At 58.5% G+C, this 20,805-nt stretch carries 18 protein-coding genes; 3 read left to right on the forward strand and 15 right to left on the reverse strand.

Annotated elements, in window-relative coordinates:
• Positions 1 to 14: 14 nt before the first annotated feature.
• The 15 genes from PH5382_RS06030 to PH5382_RS06100 form a co-directional block, all read right to left on the reverse strand.
• Positions 15 to 1,253 carry a DegT/DnrJ/EryC1/StrS family aminotransferase gene (locus PH5382_RS06030; RefSeq protein ID WP_058333457.1) on the reverse strand — a complete coding sequence of 413 codons (1,239 nt, stop codon included), beginning with the start codon at positions 1,251 to 1,253 and terminating at the stop codon, positions 15 to 17.
• Positions 1,254 to 1,493: 240 nt separating this feature from the next.
• Complete coding sequence (locus PH5382_RS06035; RefSeq protein ID WP_058333458.1) at positions 1,494 to 2,804, reverse strand: NAD(P)/FAD-dependent oxidoreductase; 1,311 nt, start codon at positions 2,802 to 2,804, stop codon at positions 1,494 to 1,496.
• Positions 2,805 to 2,921: 117 nt separating this feature from the next.
• On the reverse strand, positions 2,922 to 4,280 hold the full coding sequence (locus PH5382_RS06040; protein ID WP_058333459.1) for a glutamine synthetase family protein: 1,359 nt from the start codon (positions 4,278 to 4,280) through the stop codon (positions 2,922 to 2,924).
• Positions 4,280 to 4,960, reverse strand: a complete 681-nt coding sequence (locus PH5382_RS06045) for a type 1 glutamine amidotransferase (RefSeq protein ID WP_058333460.1) — start codon at positions 4,958 to 4,960, stop codon at positions 4,280 to 4,282. Before PH5382_RS06045 ends, PH5382_RS06040 begins: the two co-directional genes overlap by 1 nt.
• A 60-nt stretch (positions 4,961 to 5,020) precedes the next feature.
• Entirely contained in the window at positions 5,021 to 6,340 is a 1,320-nt protein-coding gene (locus tag PH5382_RS06050; protein ID WP_058333639.1) for a glutamine synthetase family protein, read from the reverse strand.
• A 157-nt stretch (positions 6,341 to 6,497) separates the two neighbouring features.
• Complete coding sequence (locus tag PH5382_RS06055) at positions 6,498 to 7,304, reverse strand: ABC transporter permease (protein ID WP_058333461.1); 807 nt, start codon at positions 7,302 to 7,304, stop codon at positions 6,498 to 6,500.
• Positions 7,301 to 8,182 (reverse strand): ABC transporter permease, encoded by an 882-nt coding sequence (locus tag PH5382_RS06060; protein ID WP_082645586.1) that lies wholly within the window; start codon positions 8,180 to 8,182, stop codon positions 7,301 to 7,303. The genes PH5382_RS06055 and PH5382_RS06060 overlap by 4 nt, the downstream gene beginning before the upstream one ends.
• Positions 8,183 to 8,296: 114 nt before the next feature.
• The gene (locus PH5382_RS06065) at positions 8,297 to 9,007 is read right to left on the reverse strand and encodes a transporter substrate-binding domain-containing protein (protein WP_058333463.1); all 711 of its coding nucleotides are present in this window, start codon (positions 9,005 to 9,007) and stop codon (positions 8,297 to 8,299) included.
• A 101-nt stretch (positions 9,008 to 9,108) separates the two neighbouring features.
• Positions 9,109 to 9,888: an ABC transporter ATP-binding protein gene (locus tag PH5382_RS06070; protein WP_058333464.1), complete on the reverse strand. Its 780-nt coding sequence runs from the start codon at positions 9,886 to 9,888 to the stop codon at positions 9,109 to 9,111.
• A gap of 138 nt (positions 9,889 to 10,026) precedes the next feature.
• Positions 10,027 to 10,794, reverse strand: a complete 768-nt coding sequence (locus tag PH5382_RS06075; protein ID WP_058333465.1) for a phosphate/phosphite/phosphonate ABC transporter substrate-binding protein — start codon at positions 10,792 to 10,794, stop codon at positions 10,027 to 10,029.
• The gene (locus PH5382_RS06080; protein WP_058333466.1) at positions 10,791 to 11,231 is read right to left on the reverse strand and encodes a tellurite resistance TerB family protein; all 441 of its coding nucleotides are present in this window, start codon (positions 11,229 to 11,231) and stop codon (positions 10,791 to 10,793) included. The genes PH5382_RS06075 and PH5382_RS06080 overlap by 4 nt, the downstream gene beginning before the upstream one ends.
• A 2-nt stretch (positions 11,232 to 11,233) precedes the next feature.
• Entirely contained in the window at positions 11,234 to 11,695 is a 462-nt protein-coding gene (locus tag PH5382_RS06085; protein ID WP_058333467.1) for a tellurite resistance TerB family protein, read from the reverse strand.
• A 114-nt stretch (positions 11,696 to 11,809) separates the two neighbouring features.
• Complete coding sequence (locus PH5382_RS06090) at positions 11,810 to 12,103, reverse strand: DUF1330 domain-containing protein (protein ID WP_058333468.1); 294 nt, start codon at positions 12,101 to 12,103, stop codon at positions 11,810 to 11,812.
• 227 nt (positions 12,104 to 12,330) lie between these two features.
• Positions 12,331 to 15,501 (reverse strand): valine--tRNA ligase, encoded by a 3,171-nt coding sequence (locus PH5382_RS06095; RefSeq protein WP_058333469.1) that lies wholly within the window; start codon positions 15,499 to 15,501, stop codon positions 12,331 to 12,333.
• A gap of 156 nt (positions 15,502 to 15,657) precedes the next feature.
• Complete coding sequence (locus PH5382_RS06100; protein ID WP_058333470.1) at positions 15,658 to 16,092, reverse strand: Lrp/AsnC family transcriptional regulator; 435 nt, start codon at positions 16,090 to 16,092, stop codon at positions 15,658 to 15,660.
• Positions 16,093 to 16,199: 107 nt separating this feature from the next.
• Here PH5382_RS06100 and PH5382_RS06105 point away from each other — a divergent pair, with 107 nt between their 5' ends.
• From PH5382_RS06105 to PH5382_RS06115, 3 genes are read left to right on the forward strand one after another with little or no spacing between them, the layout of a single operon-like run.
• Positions 16,200 to 17,351 (forward strand): type III PLP-dependent enzyme, encoded by a 1,152-nt coding sequence (locus PH5382_RS06105; protein WP_058333471.1) that lies wholly within the window; start codon positions 16,200 to 16,202, stop codon positions 17,349 to 17,351.
• Positions 17,352 to 17,400: 49 nt separating this feature from the next.
• On the forward strand, positions 17,401 to 19,695 hold the full coding sequence (locus tag PH5382_RS06110) for a xanthine dehydrogenase family protein molybdopterin-binding subunit (RefSeq protein WP_058333472.1): 2,295 nt from the start codon (positions 17,401 to 17,403) through the stop codon (positions 19,693 to 19,695).
• Positions 19,676 to 20,758 carry a DUF2235 domain-containing protein gene (locus tag PH5382_RS06115; RefSeq protein WP_058333473.1) on the forward strand — a complete coding sequence of 361 codons (1,083 nt, stop codon included), beginning with the start codon at positions 19,676 to 19,678 and terminating at the stop codon, positions 20,756 to 20,758. The genes PH5382_RS06110 and PH5382_RS06115 overlap by 20 nt, the downstream gene beginning before the upstream one ends.
• Positions 20,759 to 20,805: the final 47 nt, after the last annotated feature.

Genomic DNA, 20,805 nt, shown 5'->3' on the forward strand with positions numbered 1-20,805 from the left:
CGTTGGCGGCGATGCTAGGCAGCAGCCCGCGCGGCGGCGTCATTGACTGCGTTCAGAAGGATATCGGCGATTATATCCAGCTCTGCCTGAGACAGTCGCACCGGCAGGCGCACGTCACAGGCCTGCATCAGCATGGCGCGGGTTTGTGGAAGCTCTGGCAGGTCCTTGATGAACTGCCAGTTCCAGAAGGCGCGGGCATTGTCGGCGGAGCGGCCAAAAATCTGTACCTTGACCCCGGCGGCGGCAGTCGCTTCGGCGAAGGCGGTGATTTGCGCGTCGGTCAGGTCAACCAGGTTGAACTGGATGGAGTCCGGCGCGCGCTGCTCTGGTGCCAGCGGTGCGGGAACGTGGAAGTTGGGGCTCTGGTTCAGGCGACCGGCGACATAGTCGTGGTTCTTGAGCCCGTCACGCACCCGGCGCGCCAGTTCCGGCAGTTGAGGGCGGATCACCACTGCTGAGAGATTGCTCATGCGTAGGTTATAGAGCGGCAGCTGATTTTGCCACTTGGCAAAGGCCTGGGCCAGATCGGCACTGTTGTCGCCTCTGGGGCCTTTGTGTTTCTGCCAGTTGTGCTCATAGGCGCCGGACATGATCACGGCGCGGGCGACGAGATCGGCATCGTCGGTGATCAAAATGCCGCCTTCGCCGGCATTGATCATCTTGTAGGATTGGAAGGAAAAGCATCCGATCTTGCCCAATGTGCCGATGTTTCTGCCGTGCCAGGTGGTGCCAAGCGAGTGGGCAGCATCTTCGATCACAGGAATATTGCGGGCGTCGCAAAGCGCTAGGATCGCATCCATGTCAGAGGTGTGACCGCGCATATGGCTGATGATTACGGCCTGAATGTCATCGTCAAGGCGGGCTTCAAAGTCTGCCATATCAATGCGGTAGTTGTCGCCGACTTCGCACAGGACCGGAATGCAGTCCGCATGGACCACCGCAGAAGGCACCGCCGCAAAGGTGAAGCCGGGGATTAACACGCGTGCATCACGTGGCAGATCCAGCGCTTTCAGCGACAGGAACAGTGCAGCCGAACAGGAGGAAACTGCCAAAGCGTATTTGCTGCCCAGAAGTGCTGCGAACTCTTGTTCGAGCAGGGCAACCGGGGCGTTTTCCGGTGCTGTGTAACGAAACAGGTCGCCGGATTGCATCAGATCATCAATCGCCTGACGGGCCGCTTCAGGGATGGGTTCCGCATCATGCACATTTGGGGCTTTCACAGCTGTGGCCTGAACACTTGAAGCCTGAGTCATATTTCAAATTCCTGAATTATGGATTTGATAAATATAAAACAACTGGACTGGACTGCCAAGAGGTGTGCGGCAAATGACAGCCGTCATCGGCGAGATTTCACAGATCTGTTGCCTTTGGCTGACGACAGGCTGAACTGATCACTGCTGCATTTGGACCTGCTTTGGCCGCCAGACAGAAAACGGCCCGCAGAGAGGTCTTCTCTGCGGGCCGTATGCGAAATCTGGTTTTGTTTGGTGGTGCTAAAAGCCGAGCCGATCACGCAGGGCAAACCAGGTCATGGCGAGAACCAGCAGAGGTGAGCGCATGGAAGGCCCTCCCGGAAAGGTCGGGGCAGGGACCCGGGACAGGGTATTAAAGCCTTCGGCTTCGCCCTGAATGGCGTGGGCCATCAGCTGGCCTGCGTGGATGGCCGTGCCGACACCATGGCCGGAATAGCCCGAAGCCGACAGGACATTGGGGGCCAGACGGGCCAGATAAGGCATGCGTTTCATGGTGATCCCAAGCGTGCCACCCCAAGCGTAGTCGACTTTGACATCCCGCAGATGCGGAAAGATCTGCGTCATCGGTTTGCGCACCACGGCTTCGATATCAGTAGGGAAGCGATAACCATAGCTTTCACCGCCGCCAAACAGCAGGCGTTTATCATGGCTGAGCCGGAAATAGTTCACGACGAACTTGCTATCTGCCACAGCGACATCACGGCCAAGCACCTGTTCGACCGCGTCCCCCAAAGGCTCTGTTGCGACGACGAAATTGTTAATCGGCATTACCTTGGACGCCACTTGTCGGTTCAGCCCGCCAAGGTAGCCGTTGCAGGCGAGGATCAGATGGTTGGCGCGCACTTCGCCACCCGCTGTTTTGACACAGACTTCGGCACCTTCGCTGATCTCGAGAACCTCGCTTTGCTCATGCAGGGTGGCACCGGCTGCAGCGGCGGCGCGGGCCAGACCCAGGGCCAGGTTCAACGGGTGCAAATGCCCGGCACCATGATCCAGAATGCCGCCTTTGTAATCCGGTGACGGACACATTTTCTGGCTGGCCTCGGGCGACAGGATTTCGATCTGATCATAGCCGTAGCGATCCTGCAGGTGGCGGCCATAGTCATGCAGATGTGCCACGTCCTTCTTGCTGGAGGCTGTCCAGGCCACACCGGGCTTCAGGTGGCAGTCAATCTTATGTTTGGCCACCAGGGATTTCACCAGATCCTTGGCGTCTTCGCCCAATTGCCAAAGTTTTTGCGCCTCGGGCTCACCCATCAGGCTTTCCAGCCCTTCCTGATCAAGGCGCTGCCCGCTGCCGAGCTGGCCGCCATTGCGCCCTGATGCGCCAAACCCGACGCGGTGCGCATCAAGCAGCACAACCTCAAGCCCGGCTTCGGCAAGATGCAGCGCCGCCGACAGGCCGGTATAGCCGCCGCCAATGATGCAGACATCGGCGCGCCGTGTGCCGGAGAGCGCCGGAAAAGGAGCAAGGGACGTGGCCGTTGCCGCATACCAGCTCTTGGGGTATGCGCCCGTGTGATCATTGGAATGGAGCAGATTCAGGCCCATAACCCACCTCTTTCGAAGGCTGGCGCTACAGCAGCTCCCAGCGTTTTATCTTTCGGAAATCATTCGATTGCTCTGACGTCGCGCGTTGGCGCAACGCCAGAGTTTCTTGCCCGCAGGTCAGACGTTCATCAACAGGTGTTCGCGCTCCCAGGGGGAGATAACCTGCAGAAACTCGTCGTACTCTTCACGTTTGACGATGCTGTAGACACGAGCAAAGTCGGGGCCCAGGATCTCATGCAGCTTGGTGGCTTCGTCAAACAGTTCCAGTGCGCTGCCCATGACCTGGGGAATATCGCCTTCGCCCTCGTAGGCATCGCCTTTGAACTGCTCGCGCGGCTGCTGTTTTTCGATCAGGCCAAGGTATCCACAGGCCAGCGAGACCGCGATGCCAAGGTAGGGGTTGCAATCCATCCCGGCGATCCGGTTTTCCACCCGCCGGGCCGAAGGGCCTGACAGTGGGACGCGAATGCCAGTTGTGCGATTGTCGCGCGCCCATTCCAGATTGATCGGGGCAGCGTGGTCTTTGACGTAGCGCCGGTATGAATTTACATAGGGAGCCATCACCGCGATCCCGGCGGGCAGGTGGGTCTGCAGCCCGGCGATAAAGTGGAAAAACGCGTCGGTTTCGCCACCATCGGCATCCGAGAAAATATTCTCGCCGGTTTTCATATCCAGGATCGAATGATGGATATGCATCGCTGATCCGGGCTCATTCTCGATCGGTTTCGCCATGAAAGTGGCAAAACAGTCGTGCCGCAGGGCCGCTTCGCGGATCAGCCGCTTGAAATAAAAGACCTCATCCGCCAGTTTGACCGGATCGCCGTGCAGTAGGTTGATTTCCAGCTGACCGGCGCCGCCTTCCTGGGTGATGCCGTCAATCTCAAAGCCCTGTGCTTCGGCGAAGTCATAGATGTCGTCGATCACTGGTCCGAATTCATCCACTGCTGTCATGGAATAGGCCTGACGTGCAGCCGCAGGGCGGCCAGACCGGCCCATCATCGGTTCGATCTTTTTGGCAGGATCAATGTTGCGCGCGACCAGGAAGAACTCCATCTCTGGTGCCACAACCGGCTGCCAGCCTTTGTCATGATAGAGCTGCACCACGCGTTTGAGCACATTTCGCGGGCTATAGGGGATCGGGTCGCCGTTGCGATTAAAGGCGTCATGGATCACCTGAAGTGTCCAGTCACCGGTCCAGGGCGCAGCCGTGGCCGTGGACATGTCCGGATGCAGGGTCATGTCTTTTTCGATCCAGCCGTCTTCATCCGCGGCCTCGGCCCAGTCGCCGGTGATGGTCTGATAAAAGATGCTGTCAGGCAGGTGGAAGTAGTCCTGTTTGGCGAACTTTGATGCCGGTACTGCCTTCCCACGGGCAATACCGGGAAGGTCCGAGATGATGCATTCTACTTCGTCGAGACGACGGCCCTCCAGATAGGTTTTTGCCGCGTCAGGAAGATCGTCGAGCCAAGCTGACATCAAGTCCTCTCTTTCTTCATAAAATTTGCGAGGAAGGTTGCGATAGTTGGAGCGTCTACGGGGGTATCAAGGCCTTTGCTGGCCTGATCCAAAACATTATCTGGCACCACGCCGCGGCCACGTTTGTCGATCAGCCCACCGGTGAAGGTATTGCTGAACTCCGGGTGTGGCTGCACCGTCCAAATGTGGTCGCCATAGGCGAGGATGCCATTTTCACAAAAATCATTGCCAGCCAGAACACGGGCCGCTGCGGGGCGCTCGACCACTTGGTCCTGGTGCCAGGCATTCAGGGTCAGGGGGGCGCCGTCTTGTTGATAGGTGACATGGCCCACGGCCCAACCGCCGTCATATTTGGCGACTTTGCCACCCAATGCCTGAGCGATGATCTGGTGGCCAAAACAGATCCCTGCCAGGGGCTGCCGCGCAGCGTCGATCTCGCGGATCAGATCTTCCAGCGGTGGAATCCAGTCGTGGTCTTCATAGGCACCATGGCGCGAGCCAGTAATGAGCCAGCCATCAGCTGCGGCGGCGCTTTTGGGAAAAATACCGTCCACCACGGCGAAGGTTTCAAAGTCAAAGCCGTTGCCGCCCAGGAGGTCACGAAACATCTGGTCGTAATCACCCGAGGCCTCGATGAGGTCTTCAGGGGCGTGGCCAGTTTGCAAGATGCCGATTTTCATAAGTCACCAAATTTGATCAAATTCAGACTAGCCGAGGCAAAGACCTCAGGCAAGCCGTGTTCATACGTCTTCGAGCCAGCTGAGCCAATGCTTCTCTTGCGGGATGTCGGCAAAGCCTGCCAGCTCTTGGCGTTTGGTCATGACCAGATTGCGGATCATCATCGGTGGCAGGATCCGGGCCATCAGCGGGTCTTGTTCAAACAGGTCGATGGCGTCCGCCCAGCTAGGGGCTAACTGCGGCAGGTCGGGGATGTCGTAGATGTTACCTGTGGAGGCGGGGGGCGGGGTCATCGTATCTTCGATCCCAACCATGGCTGCCCCCAGCACCACAGACAGCATCAAATAGGGGTTGATATCGCCCCCTGCCGTGCGGTGTTCGATCCGGCGCGCCTTGGGGCTGCCACCGGGGATACGAATTGCAGCTGTTCGGTTTTCATAGGCCCAGGCGGCCGTGGTCGGCGCATGGGCCCCGGGTATCAGTCGGTCATAGGAATTGCCGTGCGGGGCAAAGACCAGCGTGCTGGCGGGCATTGCCGCAAGACAGCCTGCCACAGCTTGCAACAACAGTTCAGAGCCTGTCTCGCTGCCGTTATCGAAGACGTTATTGCCCGCGTCATCGACAACCGAGAAATGCACATGCATGCCATTGCCGGCCTCATCCTCATAGGGTTTGGCCATGAAGGTCGCCGCCAGCCCGTGTTTGCGCGCAAGCCCTTTAACCAAGGCCTTAAACAGCCAGGCATCATCGGCGGCACGCAGGGCGTTCTGGTGATCAAGATTGATTTCAAATTGCGCAAGGCCGGCTTCAGAGATCGCCGACTGGGCCGGAATGCCCATTGCCTCGGCGCCGTCATAGAGGTCGGTGAAAAAGGCGTCAAAGGCGTCTAACTCAGCAACCGACAGCACAGATTGCTGATCCAGGGTGCGGCCGGTGATCGGGTTGGCAGGGTGACCCAAGGTGCCATCGCTGTCATCAACCAGATTGAATTCCATCTCGGTGGCGGCCATGACCTGCCAGCCGCGCGCCTTGTAGCGATCCAACACCTGCGACAGAACCTGACGGGGATCGCCCATAAACGGCGCGCCACTTTCGGTCTCCATCACCATGGGCACCAGCGCCGAGGGGCTGCTGAGCCAGGGCATAGGGACAGGCCCGCGGTTTGAGGGTTTCAGGATGCCGTCGGCGTCACCGGTTTCAAACACCAGTGGGCTGTCTTCGACGTCACGGCCCCAGATATCGACGTTCAAGGTCGACAGTGGCATCCGGGCAGAGCCATCCCCCAGTTTGGCGGCCATCGAGGCGGGCATGCGTTTGCCGCGCATCTGTCCGTTCACATCACAAGCGGCAATGCGGATGGTTTTCAGATTGGACAGGTCCATGGTCGGCTCCATTGTAGTGTTGCAGCAGTTGTACTGCAGGATCTTTGATGAGCCAAGAGAATTTGATCAAAAGTTGACTCTCTGCCGCAGGGGACTGCGAAATCCCCATAAAAAATGGCCCCCGAAGGGGTCATCTGAGTGTCTGTTTTTTGATCTTTTAGCGGATCAGATTAGGTCTGAGGCGCAGTTTTCGGCGTCTCTCTTGCGGCAGATGCCGGTTCAGCCGCTTGTTGATCACCCCAAAGAGCGAGATGATCACCAGGGTCAACAAGATGAAATAGAACGCCAGGATCGGGTAGGGGACAAAGGGGTTGAAGGTCTTGTCAGCGAAGTAATTCGCATAATAGAGCGCATCGCCTTTTTGCCGCCAGGCCGGAAAGCCAGAGAAGAACACCAGCGTGGTGGCGTGAAACAGAAAGATCGCCTCGTTGGTGTAGGCAGGCCAGGCCAGACGCATCATGGTCGGCCACATCACTTTGCGAAACCGTGACCAGCCGGTCAGCCCATAGGCATCTGCAGCCTCGATATCACCCTTTGGGATCGAACGAAGGGCGCCATAAAAAATCTCGGCGGAATAGGCGGCGGTGTTCAGGAATAGCACGATCAGCGCGCCCAGCCAGGCAGAGGAAAGCGGATCAAAGATGCTGGACACGCTTTTGAGGTTCAAAAACAAGAAGTAGGCAAAGAAGAACTGGATAAACAGTGGCGATCCACGAAACAGGAAGATGAACCATTCTGCGGGCTTGCGCGCCCAAGGGGATTTTGCGTTCTTGCCGACGGCCAGCAGATTGGCAAACAAGAACCCGGTAATCACGGCCACGGTGCCATAATAGATGTTCCACATCATGCCAGAGCCGATCAGGGTGAACTGCTCACAGAGGGTGAAATCACTGCGTGGCAACAGGCGTTCGCCATAGCCAAAGGCGCGAAAGGCATAGTCCTGGACCGTCTGATAGCAGCTCATGACGCTTTCCTTTGCGCTTCGCCACCCAAGGTGGCCTGTCCGTGGGACAAACGGGTAGTGATCCGGGCGAGAACCAGTTCAGAAACACGGGTGAAGGCGAGGTAGAATACCAAGAGCCCGAAGAAGTACCACATACGCCAGTCCGGGTGCGGATAGGCGGTGAATTTCGCGGTTTTGGAGCCACCCAGTTCACGTGCCCAATAGACGATGTCTTCAACACCCAGCAGAAACAGAAGTGGTGTCGCCTTGATCAAAACCATCCACAGATTGGCAAGGCCGGGCAGGGCATAGGTCCACATCTGTGGAACCAGAATACGCCAGAATGCCTGGCGATGGGTCATACCATAGGCCTCGGCGGTTTCAATCTGAGCGCGCGGCACCGCCTGCATGGCGCCGAACAGGACGTTGGCGGCAAACGCGCCAAAAACGATGGCAAAGGTCAGCACGGCAAGGGCAAACCCATAGGTCTCGTGGATCCATTGTGGTGAATCCCCCAGCGGCATCTTGGCGATGTCACAGACGATGAAATCGCTGCCTTGGCGAATGGGTTGATCCCAGTCGGGGCATTTCACCTTATGGCGCAGATATTCGATGCCCTGATCCAGCGCGATCACAAAGAACAGGAAAAAGGCGATGTCGGGCACGCCGCGCACGATGGCGATATAGCCGCGCCCCAGCCAGCTGAGTGGCGCAAAACGCGCCCGTGCTGACATGGCGCCGCCAAATCCAAACATCAGGGCCGTTGGCGCGGTTATCGCCAGCAGCAAAAGCACTGTTCCGAAAGAAACATAGAAAGCCATGTGCTTTCCGGTGGTGAGATAGCAGCTCATCCACTGGAAAGTCTCCAGGGTGGCCGGGTCAGAGCAGTAGGAGAAAATGGCAGACCTCATCGTCTAGATCGGCGCGGCACAGTCAGACTGCAAAGCGCCGGGAATGAGAAAAGGGAGGCAGATGCCCCCCTTTATCAAGAGCGTGTCAGTTAGACCTCTGGCTTACCAGGTGCCGCCGACTTCCCATTTTTCGATCAGCGTGTTCAGGCTGCCATCTTCCTTCATCGAGGTGATGGCCGCGTCGAATTTGGCACGCATGTCATCGTCGCTTTCGCGGAAGGCCATGCCGATACCACCGCCCAGTGGCACATCGTCACCAACGAAGATCATGTCCGAGGCTTCGACTTCGGGCTCGAGGTAGTCTTTATCGGCGATAACGGCGTCGGCTTCGCCGGCTTTGACGGCCGCGATGGTCTCATCCGGGGTGGGATATTCCACCAGGGTGGCGCCAGTGTCGACAACGTGGTTGGCCTGGATGGTGGCGGTCTGAGCTGCGATCACGCCGCCTTTCAGATCCACATCGGCGGACATTGCAGCATAGGCAGAGGGCGACGGCGGTGTGTAGCCCTGGGTGAAGTCAACAACTTCTTCGCGCTCGTCGGTGATCGACATGCCGGCGATGATGGCGTCGTAGTTGCCGGACACCAGGTTGGGGATGATCGAATCCCAGTCATTGGTGACCCATTCGCAAGTCAGCTCGGCGCGTTTGCAAAGCTCATCACCCAGCTCGCGCTCAAAACCGTCAACTTCGCCATTGTCGTTGAGGAAGTTGTAGGGAGGGTAGGCGCCTTCGGTGCCCAGACGGACAGTGTCGGCCAGACCCATACCAGCGGTCAGCGCCAGAGCGGCGGTGGTGAGGATTAGTGATTTCATTGATGTTCTCCCGTTTATGGTTGGTTATTGAAGTTTCTTATTCGGCTCTTGTCAGCATGACCGGATCATGGATCCAGCCGGGCGTTTGATCAACTGTTTGATCAGCCGCCGTGTCGGGTCGAGGACAGAAATCCGCGCAGACGTTCAGAGCGGGTGTTGCCAAACACCTCATCCGGAGAGCCCTGTTCTTCGACCAGTCCCTTGTGCAGAAAGACAACAGTATCAGACACATCGGCAGCCAAATTCATGTCATGGGTGACGATCATCATGGTGCGGCCTTCGGCGGCGAGATCCTTGATCACCTTGATGACTTCCTGTTCCAGCTCAGGATCCAGCGCCGAGGTGGGCTCATCAAACAACAGTGCTTCGGGTTCCATGCACAGGGCACGGGCAATGGCGGCGCGCTGTTGCTGGCCCCCTGACAGTTGCGCTGGGTAGACATCGCATTTGTCGCCGATGCCGACCTTGGCAAGGTATTTGCGGGCGTCCTGCTCAACTTGCTCCCGATCGCGGCCCAGCACTGTCACCGGTGCCTCCATCACGTTTTGCAGGATAGTCATATGAGCCCAGAGATTGAACTGCTGAAACACCATCGACAGGTTGGTGCGGATGCGCAGCACCTGTTTTGCGTCAGAAGGGCGGCGGGACAGCCCGGTACCGGTCCAGGTGATCGGCTCACCTTTGAACAGGATCTCGCCTTCCTGACTGTCCTCGAGCAGATTACAGCAGCGCAGGAGGGTCGATTTTCCCGACCCGGAGGATCCGATCAGCGAGACCACGTCGCCCCGCTTTGCGGTGATATCGACACCTTTGATCACTTCCAGCTCGCCATAGGATTTATGCAGGCCGCGGATTTCGAGTACAGGTGCCGGATTAGTCAAAGCGGATACGCCCAGTTATGAAAAAACTGGCTCTTATTGGACTGAAAAAATGGCCGAATGCAATGTCAAAACCGGATGCTTTACAGTGCAAATTCACAAAACGGTCAAAAAACAATCCGAAACGGAGGCATCCGCGCTCTAGGTGCGCGCCTTGATCTTCATCTGCGTCAGCACCGGGCCAGGCGGGGTCGGAACCGCCAGATAGTCACTGATCGGGACATGGACAAGCCCATTCAGATGCAGGGCTTTCCGGCTGGTCTCATCCAGTGTTTCAATGGCTGATTTCAGGGCCAGAAATACCTCGGCGGGATCGGTTTTCAGCGCGGTGATAAAGGGCAGCCCCGGCGTCGGAACGGTGCGTTCGATTTCACATAGGTCGGCCGCGAAATCATCATGTTCCAGCATCATCTGCCAGCTCAGCAGATCAAGCGATGCAAAGTCGGCGCGCCCCTCGATCACCGCCAGCGCAGAGTTGCGATGGCTGCCGGTTTCGACCAGCTCTCCGGGTAGAATATCGCGGTCCTGCATATGGATCAGTGGCGCAGCCCAGCCCGATTGCGACAGCCCGTCGTTATAGGCAAACCGGGTGCGGTCAAACCCCGCGAGCGGTTTATCAGCATCTGTTTTCCGGGCGACAAAAACGCTGCGATAGTAGCCCGGCGGGCAGTCCGGCAGGCCGTAGTCCGGTGTGCCGACCAGTTCGACCTCGCCATACAAGCGTGTGCGAAAGGGGCAGCCGCAGGTCTGTGCCAGCAGCAATTCCGCCGAGGTCCAGGCAACCCAGGGGTCAACATCGCGGTGCAGTGTCTCAGGCCCGCGTCCCAATGCGCTGCGGATTCCCTGCCAAAACAGATCATTTGCTGAAGCAGTTTCGGGGCGGTCATACATGCCAAGATATGCGATCACTGCGCGGCCTCCGCCCGTTGCCGCGCCTTGGCACTTTCGACGTCGCTCACGCCCAGAAGATTGCTTGATAGCCGCAACAGTGCATCTTCGCTGGCGTCGCGGTGACCGTCGGCCAGAGCCACTTGCCAAAGGGCTTCAACGACGCCAATGCGATCTTCAAAGGCCACGGCGTCCTTAATGGCGCGGGTGAAACGTACGGTATCAGGAGCCTCTGCTTCCATCGCTTCGGCCTGTTCGCGCAGAATGATAGCACCGCCGATATCCTGACCAAAACGGTGCCGGATGATGCGGTCGATGCGATCTTTTTCGTCTTCCGAATAGTTGTGATCAGAGCGGGCAATCCGCACCAGAAGGGCGGTCAGCGCAAGTCGAGCACCCTCGTCGCTCAAAGGTTCCGGCGCGGGAGCCAGCAAACGGTTCAACAACTCTTTAAACATCTCTACTTATCCTTCGCGGTTGCCGCCAGTTTGGCACGGGCCTTGTCGCGCGCGGCCTCGTTGTCGGCATAGGACAGCCCCATGGATTTACGGGCTTCCTCGACAATACGAATTTCACCTTCATGTTCGTTCTGATCAGCCAGCACCACTTCCCACAGCGCATCCAGCGCCGCGAGGCGTTCGTCCAGCCCGGTGGTTTCGCGGATCAGACGGCCAAAGGTATCGGTTTCAGGTGCGGCGGAATGTAGTTTTTCGCAGGTGGCCCGCACCTTGGCCGCCTCGATCGCATCGTGTTGATACAGACGCGCCAAAATGCGGTCGATCAGGCTGATCTCTTCCAGCTGATAGTCCCGGTCAGATTGCGCCACCCGTACCAAAAGTGCGCCCAGTGCCAGTTCCGCATCCGGGTCGGGCAGGGCAGGTGTTTCCGTGGGGCGAAAGGCTTGAAAGAATTTCTTGAGCATGCTGACAGGATACTCCGCGTAGATTTGGGCCGACCCGCAAAACGGGCTGGTTTGAGCTTTGACAGGGGCAGGTCTAGGCTGCAAGACCCTCTTTGAACAAACGGCTGACAGGTCTTACCCGTCGTAGCCTTCGATGATTTCCATGTCGCCGGTCGAGACAGGGTCGCGCAGGGCCTTGGCATCCTGATAGGCAACAGAATCATAGCAGGATTTAGCGGTTTCGAAATCCTTGAATTCAATCACCACCGTACGGGCGCGCATCTTTCCTTCGCGCACCTCCTTTGGACCTCCGCGGACCAGGAAACGGGCGCCGTATTCGGCAAAAGGTGCCGCATTCGCAGACACATATTCCTTGTAGCGGTCCATGTCCTGCACATCGACATGGGCGACCCAATAGCCTTTTGGCATTCCGGCAACTCCCTCAATCTGTTGGCGACAAGCTGATACAGATTTGCACCAATGACAATGGTGCCGACGCAGCCATTTTCCCCCTAACGAGCAAAGCTACCGGTAATTTCCCGCAAGTCATTCCTAAAATACTGTGTAAAACCTGCGCTTAGACCCGGCTGCAAGGGTGTCCATGCACAAAAACGCCCGCACGACGGCGGGCGTTTTCATTTTTCAAAGGGCAGGGATCAGTCGAGCTCTTGCAGGCGGCCAAGCGCGTCCTTGATCTTGGCCTCTTCCTCTTCGCGCAGAGCGAGGTTTTCGCGCGCCTCTGCAACCACCTCATCCGGGGCGGAAGCCACGAATTTGGGGTTTTTCAACCTGCCGCGCAGACCACCCAACTCCTTGGCTAGTTTGCCAAGGTTCTTTTCCAGGCGGGCTTTTTCGGCGTCCACATCAATGATTTCTGCCAGCGGCAGACCAAAGCTGGCTCCGGGGGCTGCCACGGATGCGCAGCCTTTGGGGAAGCTTTCGACCTGATCCAGGCTCACCACGCGGGCGAGTTTCTTGATCATGCCCTCATTGGCCTCCCAGGCGGCGCGGGCGGTGTCGTCAAACTGCGTCACCAACATCGGAATTTTGGCCCCGGCGGGGACATTCATCTGGGCGCGGGCAGACCGGATGTTTTCGATGCAGGTGATGACCCAGGTCATCTCGGCGTCGGCTGCCTCGTTGACCAACTCCAATCCGTAGGAGGGCCAGTCTTCATGCACCAGCATGTTTTCGCGCTTGGCAGTCTTGCCCCAGAGCTCTTCGGTGATGAAGGGCATGATGGGATGCAGCAGCACCATGCATTGATCCAGCACCCAGCCCAGCGTCTGGCGGGTCTCGGCAATCACGGCTTCGTCTTCCGAGCCAAACAGCGGTTTGCTGAGCTCAATGTACCAATCGCAGACCTTGCCCCAGACAAAGGCATAGAGGTTGAGGGCGGCATCGTTGAAGCGATAAGCCTCAAGTGCGGCATCGACCTCTACCCGGACTTTGGCGGTCTCGCCAATGATCCACTGGTTTACGGCTGCTTTGGCATCGGGGCAGGTATAGCCCGGTTTGGTCTCGTCATAGACCTCGTTGTAGTTGGCGAAATTAACCGCGTTCCACAGTTTGGTGCCAAAGTTGCGATAGCCCGCGATACGCTGCATGTCGAGCTTCAGCACGCCACCGAGGGAGGCCATGGCCGCATTGGTGAAGCGCAGCGCGTCGGCGCCGTATTCGTCAATGATTGCCAGCGGATCGACGACGTTTCCGGTGGACTTCGACATTTTCTTGCCTTTGGCGTCGCGCACAAGGCCATGCAGGTAGACGGTGTCAAACGGGATACGCTGTTCAACCGGCAGATCCTGATCCAGAACCGCCAGCTGCATCATCATCATCCTCGCAACCCAGAAGAACAGGATATCTTGACCGGTGACCAGGGTCGAGGTCGGGAAGTATTTCGAGGTCTCATCGGTCCATTCGGGCCAGCCCAGGGTGCCAATCGGCCAGAGTCCGGAGGAGAACCAGGTGTCCAGCACGTCGGGGTCGCGCCAGATGGGGTAGACTAGTTTTGTTGGGTCTTGGGTTGTTTCATACTCAGCCAGTGCAGCCGCGAAAAGTTTGATCGCGTCGGCACGGGTATCGACCTCGACCACATTGGCGTGGCTAAGCGGAGTCGGCAGCCCGACCAGGATATCGTCGAAATGTGACTTTACGCTGCCAAAGTCCGGTGCACAGCGGTTGGGCTCTTCGCCGATCAGCAGCTTTTGCTCCCACAAAAGGCGCAGGGTTTCGACGAGATCCAGCGCGCCATCGCCTTCGTCATCGACAAAACCTTCGGCAGACAGGTCAAAGCCATACCAAACCGGGATCTGATGGCCCCACCACAGCTGGCGCGAGATGCACCAGGGCTCGATGTTTTCCAGCCAGTGGTAATAGGTCTTCTCGCCGCTTTCAGGCAGGATCTTGACGGTGCCGTCTTTCACGGCTTCCAGCGCAGGGCCGACGATCTTTTCGGCATCCACGAACCATTGGTCGGTCAACATCGGCTCAATGACGACCTTGGAGCGGTCGCCAAAGGGCTGCATGATCGGCTTGGCTTCGACGTAGGGCACGTTGGTGGTCACTTCAGTCTCGTTGCCGTCTTCGTCTTTGATCTTATTGGTCTCGGTGATCATCACAGCCAGACCCTCGGCGGTGATATCTGCTACCACGCGCTCACGCGCCTCGAACCGGTCCAGACCGCGGTATTCCTCGGGCACCAGGTTCATCGCGGCAATGCTGGCCTCGGTGAACTCCGCCTCGCCATTGGCGATGGATTGCGCAGTGGCAGCCTCCTCGACGTAAGGCGCCCCATCGGCACGCATATTCGCCTTACTGTCCATCAGGTTATACATTGGAATGCCGCCGCGTTTGGCGACCTGATAGTCGTTGAAATCATGCGCGCCGGTGATCTTCACCGCACCAGAGCCAAAATCCTTGTCGGGGTATTCATCCGTTATGATCGGGATCAGGCGGCGCTGCGCCTTGGGACCAACGGGGATTTCACAAAGCATGCCAACGATCGGTGCGTAGCGTTCATCAGAAGGATGCACTGCAACCGCGCCATCGCCCAGCATGGTTTCGGGACGCGTTGTAGCGATGGAGATATAGTCGCGCTCTTCTTCAAGCGTGACGTTGCCGTCCTCGTCTTTCTCCACGTAGGTATAGGTGGCCCCACCCGCCAGCGGGTATTTGAAGTGCCACATGTGGCCTGCAACTTCGATGTTCTCGACTTCAAGGTCGGAAATTGCGGTCTCGAAATGTGGGTCCCAGTTGACCAGTCGCTTGCCGCGATAGATCAGACCCTTGTTGTACATCTCCACAAAGACCTTGATCACGGCGTCGTGGAAATTGGGCGAGTTCTCATGGCCCACCCGGGTGTCACCATGGGCGCCCGCCATTGTGAAGGCGGTGCGATCAAAATCACAGGATGCCCCGAGGCGTTTCAGCTGCTCGATAATGGTGCCGCCGGACTGTTCTTTCCATTCCCAGACCTTTTCCAGGAACTTTTCGCGACCCAACTCGGCGCGGCTGGGCTGCTGGGTCTTGGCCAGCTCACGCTCCACCACCATTTGCGTGGCGATGCCCGCATGGTCGGTGCCTGGTTGCCAGAGAGTATCGAACCCCTGCATACGTTTCCAGCGGATCAGAATATCCTGCAGGGTGTTGTTAAAGGCGTGGCCCATATGCAGAACGCCGGTGACGTTTGGCGGCGGGATCATGATGCAATAGGTCGAAGCTTCCGGCTTGGCATTGGCGCCAGCCTTGAAACAGCCGGCCTTTTCCCAAGCTTTATAAAGGCGGCTTTCTGCTTCGGCCGCGTCGAATGTCTTGTCCAGTGCCATGAGGGTCGTCCTGCGTCGGTTGAATTCAGAGTTGCTGCCTCCAATAGCGAATGGGCGCGCAAAGGGGAAGGGATGGTGCCATCTTGGCAGACAGAATTGCCAGTTAACATGGCTGCCAAAAACCCTCCCCCTGCAGGCTTTGCTTGCCGCTAAGGCCTATGCGGTACGATCCAATTTGGTCGCCAGGTGGATCAGACTTTCAGAAGACCTGACGCCGCGCGCCTCGCCGATGCGATCAATCGTCTCGTCCAGATCCGCCGTGGTTTGCGCAACCACTTGGGCCAGCAGATCAAAACGCCCTGATGTCGTATGCACCACCTCAACCCCAGAAAGGCTGCGCAGGCGCGACAGGACTTCGGGGCCAGACCGTGGTTCGATCGAGATCAGCACGGTGGCCTGCAGTGGCGGGCGCGCCGCCGCCGTGGCGCGCAGGGTGTAGCCTGCGATAGCGCCTGTGTTTTCCAGGCGTTCTATCCGCGCCTGAACAGTGGTCCTTGCGAGGCCGAGCGCCCGGGCTAAATCGGCCACCGGGCGGCGGGCGTTTTCACGCAAAAGGGCTAAAAGCTGTTGATCGGTGTCGTCATTTTTCATGAAATACCTGCATAATGCCGTAAATTTTCGTCACTATGGTCGAAATGCCGGAGGAAATCGACGCAGAAACGTCGGAAAATGGGTAAAACACATGAGGCTTTATCCCGATGCAGCAAATCCCACCGCTTTGGCTCGACCCTGAAACCCACTTGGCGCGGCGCACGCCGGATCATCCGATCCTGTATTTCTCGCCGCGGGTGCTACATCACGTGGCTGAGCGGTTTCAGGCAGGTTTCAACGGGTTGGTGACCTATGCGGTCAAGGCCAATCCGCATCAGGCGGTGCTGTCTAATCTGGTAGCAGCAGGGATTTCGGCCTTTGATGTGGCGTCGCCTGCAGAAATGGAAGCTGTGCGCGCTGCCAGCTCGGATGCCGCCATGCATTACAACAACCCGATGCGCTCACGCGCTGAAGTTGACGCAGGCATTGCCCATGATGTTGAGAGCTGGTCGGTCGATGAACTCTCTGAGTTGGAAAAACTGCATGCGGTGCCGCGCGACAAGGAAATCGCGGTGCGGTTTGCGCTGCCCGTGGCCGGTGCTGCCTATGACTTTGGCAGCAAGTTCGGCGCCGCCCCGGAGGAGGCTGTGGCGCTGCTGAAACGCGTCGCCGCCGAGGGCTGGACGCCAGCACTGTGTTTTCATCCTGGCACCCAATGTGAGGATGAAAGCGCCTGGGTCGAATACATCCATGCCGCCAAGCGCATTGTCGATGCTGCGGGTGTGCAGATCGCGCGGTTGAATGTCGGCGGAGGTTTTGCGGCCAATCGTGACGGCGTGGCGCCAGATCTGGAAAAAGTCTTTGCTGCGATCAGTACCGCCGCAGTTGCGGCCTTTGGGCAGGACCACCCGCCGCTGATTTGTGAGCCGGGCCGGGCGATGGTCTCGGAAAGCTTCACCTTGGCGGCACGGATCAAGGGGATGCGCAAAGGCGGCGAAGTGGTGTTCCTGAACGATGGTATTTATGGCGGCCTGGTCGATATACGCGACATGGGCCTGCCGGGCCGGGTCGAGGTGGTCAGCAGCGAGGGGCTTCACCGTGAGGGCGCGCGACACCCGCGCGTGGTGTTTGGCCCCACTTGTGACAGCCTGGACCGTTTGCCTGACGGTCTCCCACTGCCCGAAGACACCCAGATGGGGGACTATGTTCTGTTTCCCGGACTGGGTGCCTATTCTTCGGCCATGAGTACGCAATTTAACGGCTACGGGCTTTCTGACGTGGCGACGGTGATCGAGCTCTCTGGACAACGCCCGCGCTAACACTACTGTCCCCCCCGAAAGCACCAGCAAGCGTAAATAGGGGGCGAGCATGGAAAAGTTCGGAAAAAGCCAGCCAGTCAAACGGGTCGAGGATGTCCGGTTTCTCACCGGTCATGGGCGCTATATCGAAGACTGCGCCCCAGAGGGCGCGCTGCGTGCCTGGGTGCTGCGCAGCCCTGTGGCCCATGGGGTGATCAGCGAAATTGATCTGGAGGAGGCCCGCGAAGCCGATGGCGTGCATATGGTGTTGACGCTGGCGGATCTACAGGCTGCTGGCATGACCACCACCATGGATGCAACTGTGGTGAAAAACCGCGACGAAAGCGACGGGGCTGCCCCGGCCCGCCATATGCTTGCGGACGGCCGGGTGCGCTTTGTAGGGGAACCCATTGCGGTCGTGATTGCCGATACACTGGATCAGGCACGCGACGCTGGTGAGATGATTGTGCTCGATTTCGATGATTTGCCAGTGAAGTTGGACCTTCACGCTGGCGGAGAGACGATTCACGCGGAGGCGCCCGACAACAGTGCTTTTGACTGGGGCATGGGGGACGAGGCGGCCACGCAGGCGGCGTTTGACGCGGCCGACCATACCGTCTCCCTGCAGATTGACGACAACCGGATCATCGTCAACGCGATGGAGCCACGGGGTTGCTTTGCCACCTGGGAGGATGATCGTCTGCATTTCACCTATGGTGGCCAGGGTGTCTGGGGAGCCAAGGGGCAGCTCTCGGCCAAACTTGGGTTGGACGAGACTGCCGTGCATGTGGTGACACCCGATGTGGGCGGTGGCTTTGGCATGAAGGCAATGACTTACCCTGAGTATTTTGTCGTCGCCCATGCGGCGCGTGCCCTTGGCAAGGCTGTCTTTTGGATGTCGGACCGCACTGAGGCGATGCTGAGCGACAATGGCGGGCGGGATCTGACCTCGCTGGCAGAGCTGGCCTTTGACGAGGATCTCAAGATCACGGCCTACCGGGTGCAGACCCGTTGTAACCTTGGGGCCTATAACTCGCAATTCGGCCAACCCATTCAGACACAGCTGTTCAGTCGGGTTCTGGCGGGGGTCTATGATATTAAAACCGCCTGGCTGCAGGTCGAAGGCATCTATACCAATACCACACAGGTAGACGCCTATCGCGGCGCGGGCCGCCCTGAGGCGATCTATGTCTTGGAGCGGGTGATGGACCGTGCTGCGCGCGAGCTGGGCGTGGACCCATTTGAGTTGCGCCGCCGCAATTTTATTGCGCCTGCCAACTTCCCCTATGCCACGGTCACCGGCGAAAGCTATGACGTGGGAGATTTTGACATGATCCTGACCGAAGCCATCCAAAAGTCAGACATGGCGGGGTTTGCGGCGCGCCGTGCGGCGGATGCGGCCGAGGGCAAGCTGCGCGGCGCGGGCCTGTGTTACTATATCGAAAGTATTTTGGGTGACCCTTCAGAAGGCGCGGAAGTGGAATTTCTGGAGGATGGCTGGGTGAATATCTATGTCGGCACGCAAAGCAACGGGCAGGGGCATGAAACTGTCTATGCCCAGTTTCTGGCCGACCAAACCGGTATTCCGGCTTCGATGATCACCACCATTCAGGGCGACAGTGACCTGATCGCCAAGGGCGGTGGTACAGGCGGTTCGCGCTCGGTCACAACACAGGCCAACGCAACATTGGCCACGGTGGATGTCATGGTTGCGGCCTTTACCCCGTTTCTGGCCGAGGAAATGGGGGTCGAGGAAGAGGCACTCAGCTTTGATGGGGAAACTTTCCGCGCGCCGGGGTCCAATTTGACGCCATCGATGCTCGAGGCGGCAGAGATGGCCCGCGCGCAGGGGCGCGTTGATTTGCTGCGTCACGCCGCGCGGGCGCAATTGCCTGGGCGCTCGTTTCCAAACGGGGCCCATATTGCCGAAGTCGTGATCGATCCGGAAACCGGTGTCACAGCAGTTGATCGCTATACGGTGGTTGATGATTTTGGCAATCTGATCAACCCGATGCTGGCCGAAGGTCAGGTGCATGGTGGCGTGGTTCAGGGCCTGGGGCAGGCGATGTTGGAACACGTGGTCTATGACCAGGACGGACAATTACTCACGGCATCGTTCATGGACTACGCCTTGCCGCGGGCCGATGACGTACCCATGATTGGATTCACCTCCGAGCCAGTGCCCTCTATCCAGAACCCGATGGGAATGAAGGGCTGCGGCGAGGCTGGAACGGTTGGTGCGCTGGCCGCATTGGCAAATGCGGTGCAGGATGCCACCTGGGAGAGGGGCCTGCGGCAAGTGGACATGCCGTTCACACCGTTGAAACTATGGGAAGCACTGAGGAATGGCACTGAAGCAGCTTAGCAAACGGTTTTTCGGATGGCTCGGGCGCCCTTTGCGCTCGGAACATTCCGGTGAGGCCAAGCTGCGCGGGCCGCAGGCCCATGTGATCATTCTGGATGGCACCATGTCGACGCTGGAGCCTGGGCATGAAACCCATGCCGGGCGGCTATATCAGATGTGTCTGGAGATGGGCGCCGGAGTTTCGGTGTTCTACGAGGCGGGCGTGCAATGGACCGGTTGGACCAGCGCGCCGGATGTGATGATGGGGCGCGGTATCAATCGCCAGATCCGACGTGCCTATGGCTATCTGGCTTCAAGATACAGGCCCGGTGACCGGATCTATCTGATGGGTTATTCACGGGGAGGCTATGCGGTGCGCTCGCTTGCGGGCGTCATTGGCGAGGTTGGTCTGCTCAAGGCGGAACACGCCACCGTGCGCAATATCCGTACCGCCTATCGCCACTATCAGCAGGCCGGATCACCCGAGGTGGCGCAGGCCTTTCACAGAGCCCACTGCCATCCGGAAACCGAGGTCGAGATGATCGGCGCCTGGGACACGGTCAAGGCACTGGGCCTGCGCCTGCCGTTATTGTGGCGCTGGGCGGAAAGCCGTCACTCCTTTCACAACCACGAATTGGGCCACCATGTGAAACATGGCTATCATGCCTTGGCATTGGACGAGACACGCGATGTCTTCCAGCCTGTGCTTTGGGCCTGTCCCAAGGGCTGGAATGGACGTGTTGAACAGGTCTGGTTTCATGGCGCCCACGGCGATATCGGCGGCCAATTGGCAGGCCATGAGGAAGCGCGTCCCCTGGCCAATGTACCAATGGTCTGGATGCTGGAAAAGGCCGAAGACTGTGGACTGCCCTTGCCAAGGGACTGGCGCATGCGCTTTCCGGTCAATCCACATGCGCCCTCGATTGGTACCTGGCAGGGCTGGGGTAAAATATTTCTGCTTCGCAGTAAGCGACAGATCGGGCTGGATCCGAGCGAGCGCCTGCACAACAGCGTGCAGGGGGTAGAATTGAAAAAAAAAGCCGCTAGCGGATGGTTGGCCAGCCTGACCGGTACTGCGCGCTAGCAGGGATCGCGCGTGTGCAGAGGGATGACTTTCTCATCTCTCTGCAA

Source organism: Phaeobacter sp. CECT 5382 (assembly GCF_001457775.1).
GTDB lineage: Bacteria > Pseudomonadota > Alphaproteobacteria > Rhodobacterales > Rhodobacteraceae > Pseudophaeobacter.

What these genes read in the sequence shown, in the direction of transcription:
- PH5382_RS06030 (WP_058333457.1), bottom strand. Translation starts at nt 1,253, where the DNA reads ATGACTCAGGCTTCAAGTGTTCAGGCCACAGCTGTGAAAGCCCCAAAT.
- PH5382_RS06035 (WP_058333458.1), bottom strand. Translation starts at nt 2,804, where the DNA reads ATGGGCCTGAATCTGCTCCATTCCAATGATCACACGGGCGCATACCCC.
- PH5382_RS06040 (WP_058333459.1), bottom strand. Translation starts at nt 4,280, where the DNA reads ATGTCAGCTTGGCTCGACGATCTTCCTGACGCGGCAAAAACCTATCTG.
- PH5382_RS06045 (WP_058333460.1), bottom strand. Translation starts at nt 4,960, where the DNA reads ATGAAAATCGGCATCTTGCAAACTGGCCACGCCCCTGAAGACCTCATC.
- PH5382_RS06050 (WP_058333639.1), bottom strand. Translation starts at nt 6,340, where the DNA reads ATGGACCTGTCCAATCTGAAAACCATCCGCATTGCCGCTTGTGATGTG.
- PH5382_RS06055 (WP_058333461.1), bottom strand. Translation starts at nt 7,304, where the DNA reads ATGAGCTGCTATCAGACGGTCCAGGACTATGCCTTTCGCGCCTTTGGC.
- PH5382_RS06065 (WP_058333463.1), bottom strand. Translation starts at nt 9,007, where the DNA reads ATGAAATCACTAATCCTCACCACCGCCGCTCTGGCGCTGACCGCTGGT.
- PH5382_RS06080 (WP_058333466.1), bottom strand. Translation starts at nt 11,231, where the DNA reads ATGTTTAAAGAGTTGTTGAACCGTTTGCTGGCTCCCGCGCCGGAACCT.
- PH5382_RS06085 (WP_058333467.1), bottom strand. Translation starts at nt 11,695, where the DNA reads ATGCTCAAGAAATTCTTTCAAGCCTTTCGCCCCACGGAAACACCTGCC.
- PH5382_RS06090 (WP_058333468.1), bottom strand. Translation starts at nt 12,103, where the DNA reads ATGCCAAAAGGCTATTGGGTCGCCCATGTCGATGTGCAGGACATGGAC.
- PH5382_RS06095 (WP_058333469.1), bottom strand. Translation starts at nt 15,501, where the DNA reads ATGGCACTGGACAAGACATTCGACGCGGCCGAAGCAGAAAGCCGCCTT.
- PH5382_RS06100 (WP_058333470.1), bottom strand. Translation starts at nt 16,092, where the DNA reads ATGAAAAATGACGACACCGATCAACAGCTTTTAGCCCTTTTGCGTGAA.
- PH5382_RS06105 (WP_058333471.1), top strand. Translation starts at nt 16,200, where the DNA reads ATGCAGCAAATCCCACCGCTTTGGCTCGACCCTGAAACCCACTTGGCG.
- PH5382_RS06110 (WP_058333472.1), top strand. Translation starts at nt 17,401, where the DNA reads ATGGAAAAGTTCGGAAAAAGCCAGCCAGTCAAACGGGTCGAGGATGTC.
- PH5382_RS06115 (WP_058333473.1), top strand. Translation starts at nt 19,676, where the DNA reads ATGGCACTGAAGCAGCTTAGCAAACGGTTTTTCGGATGGCTCGGGCGC.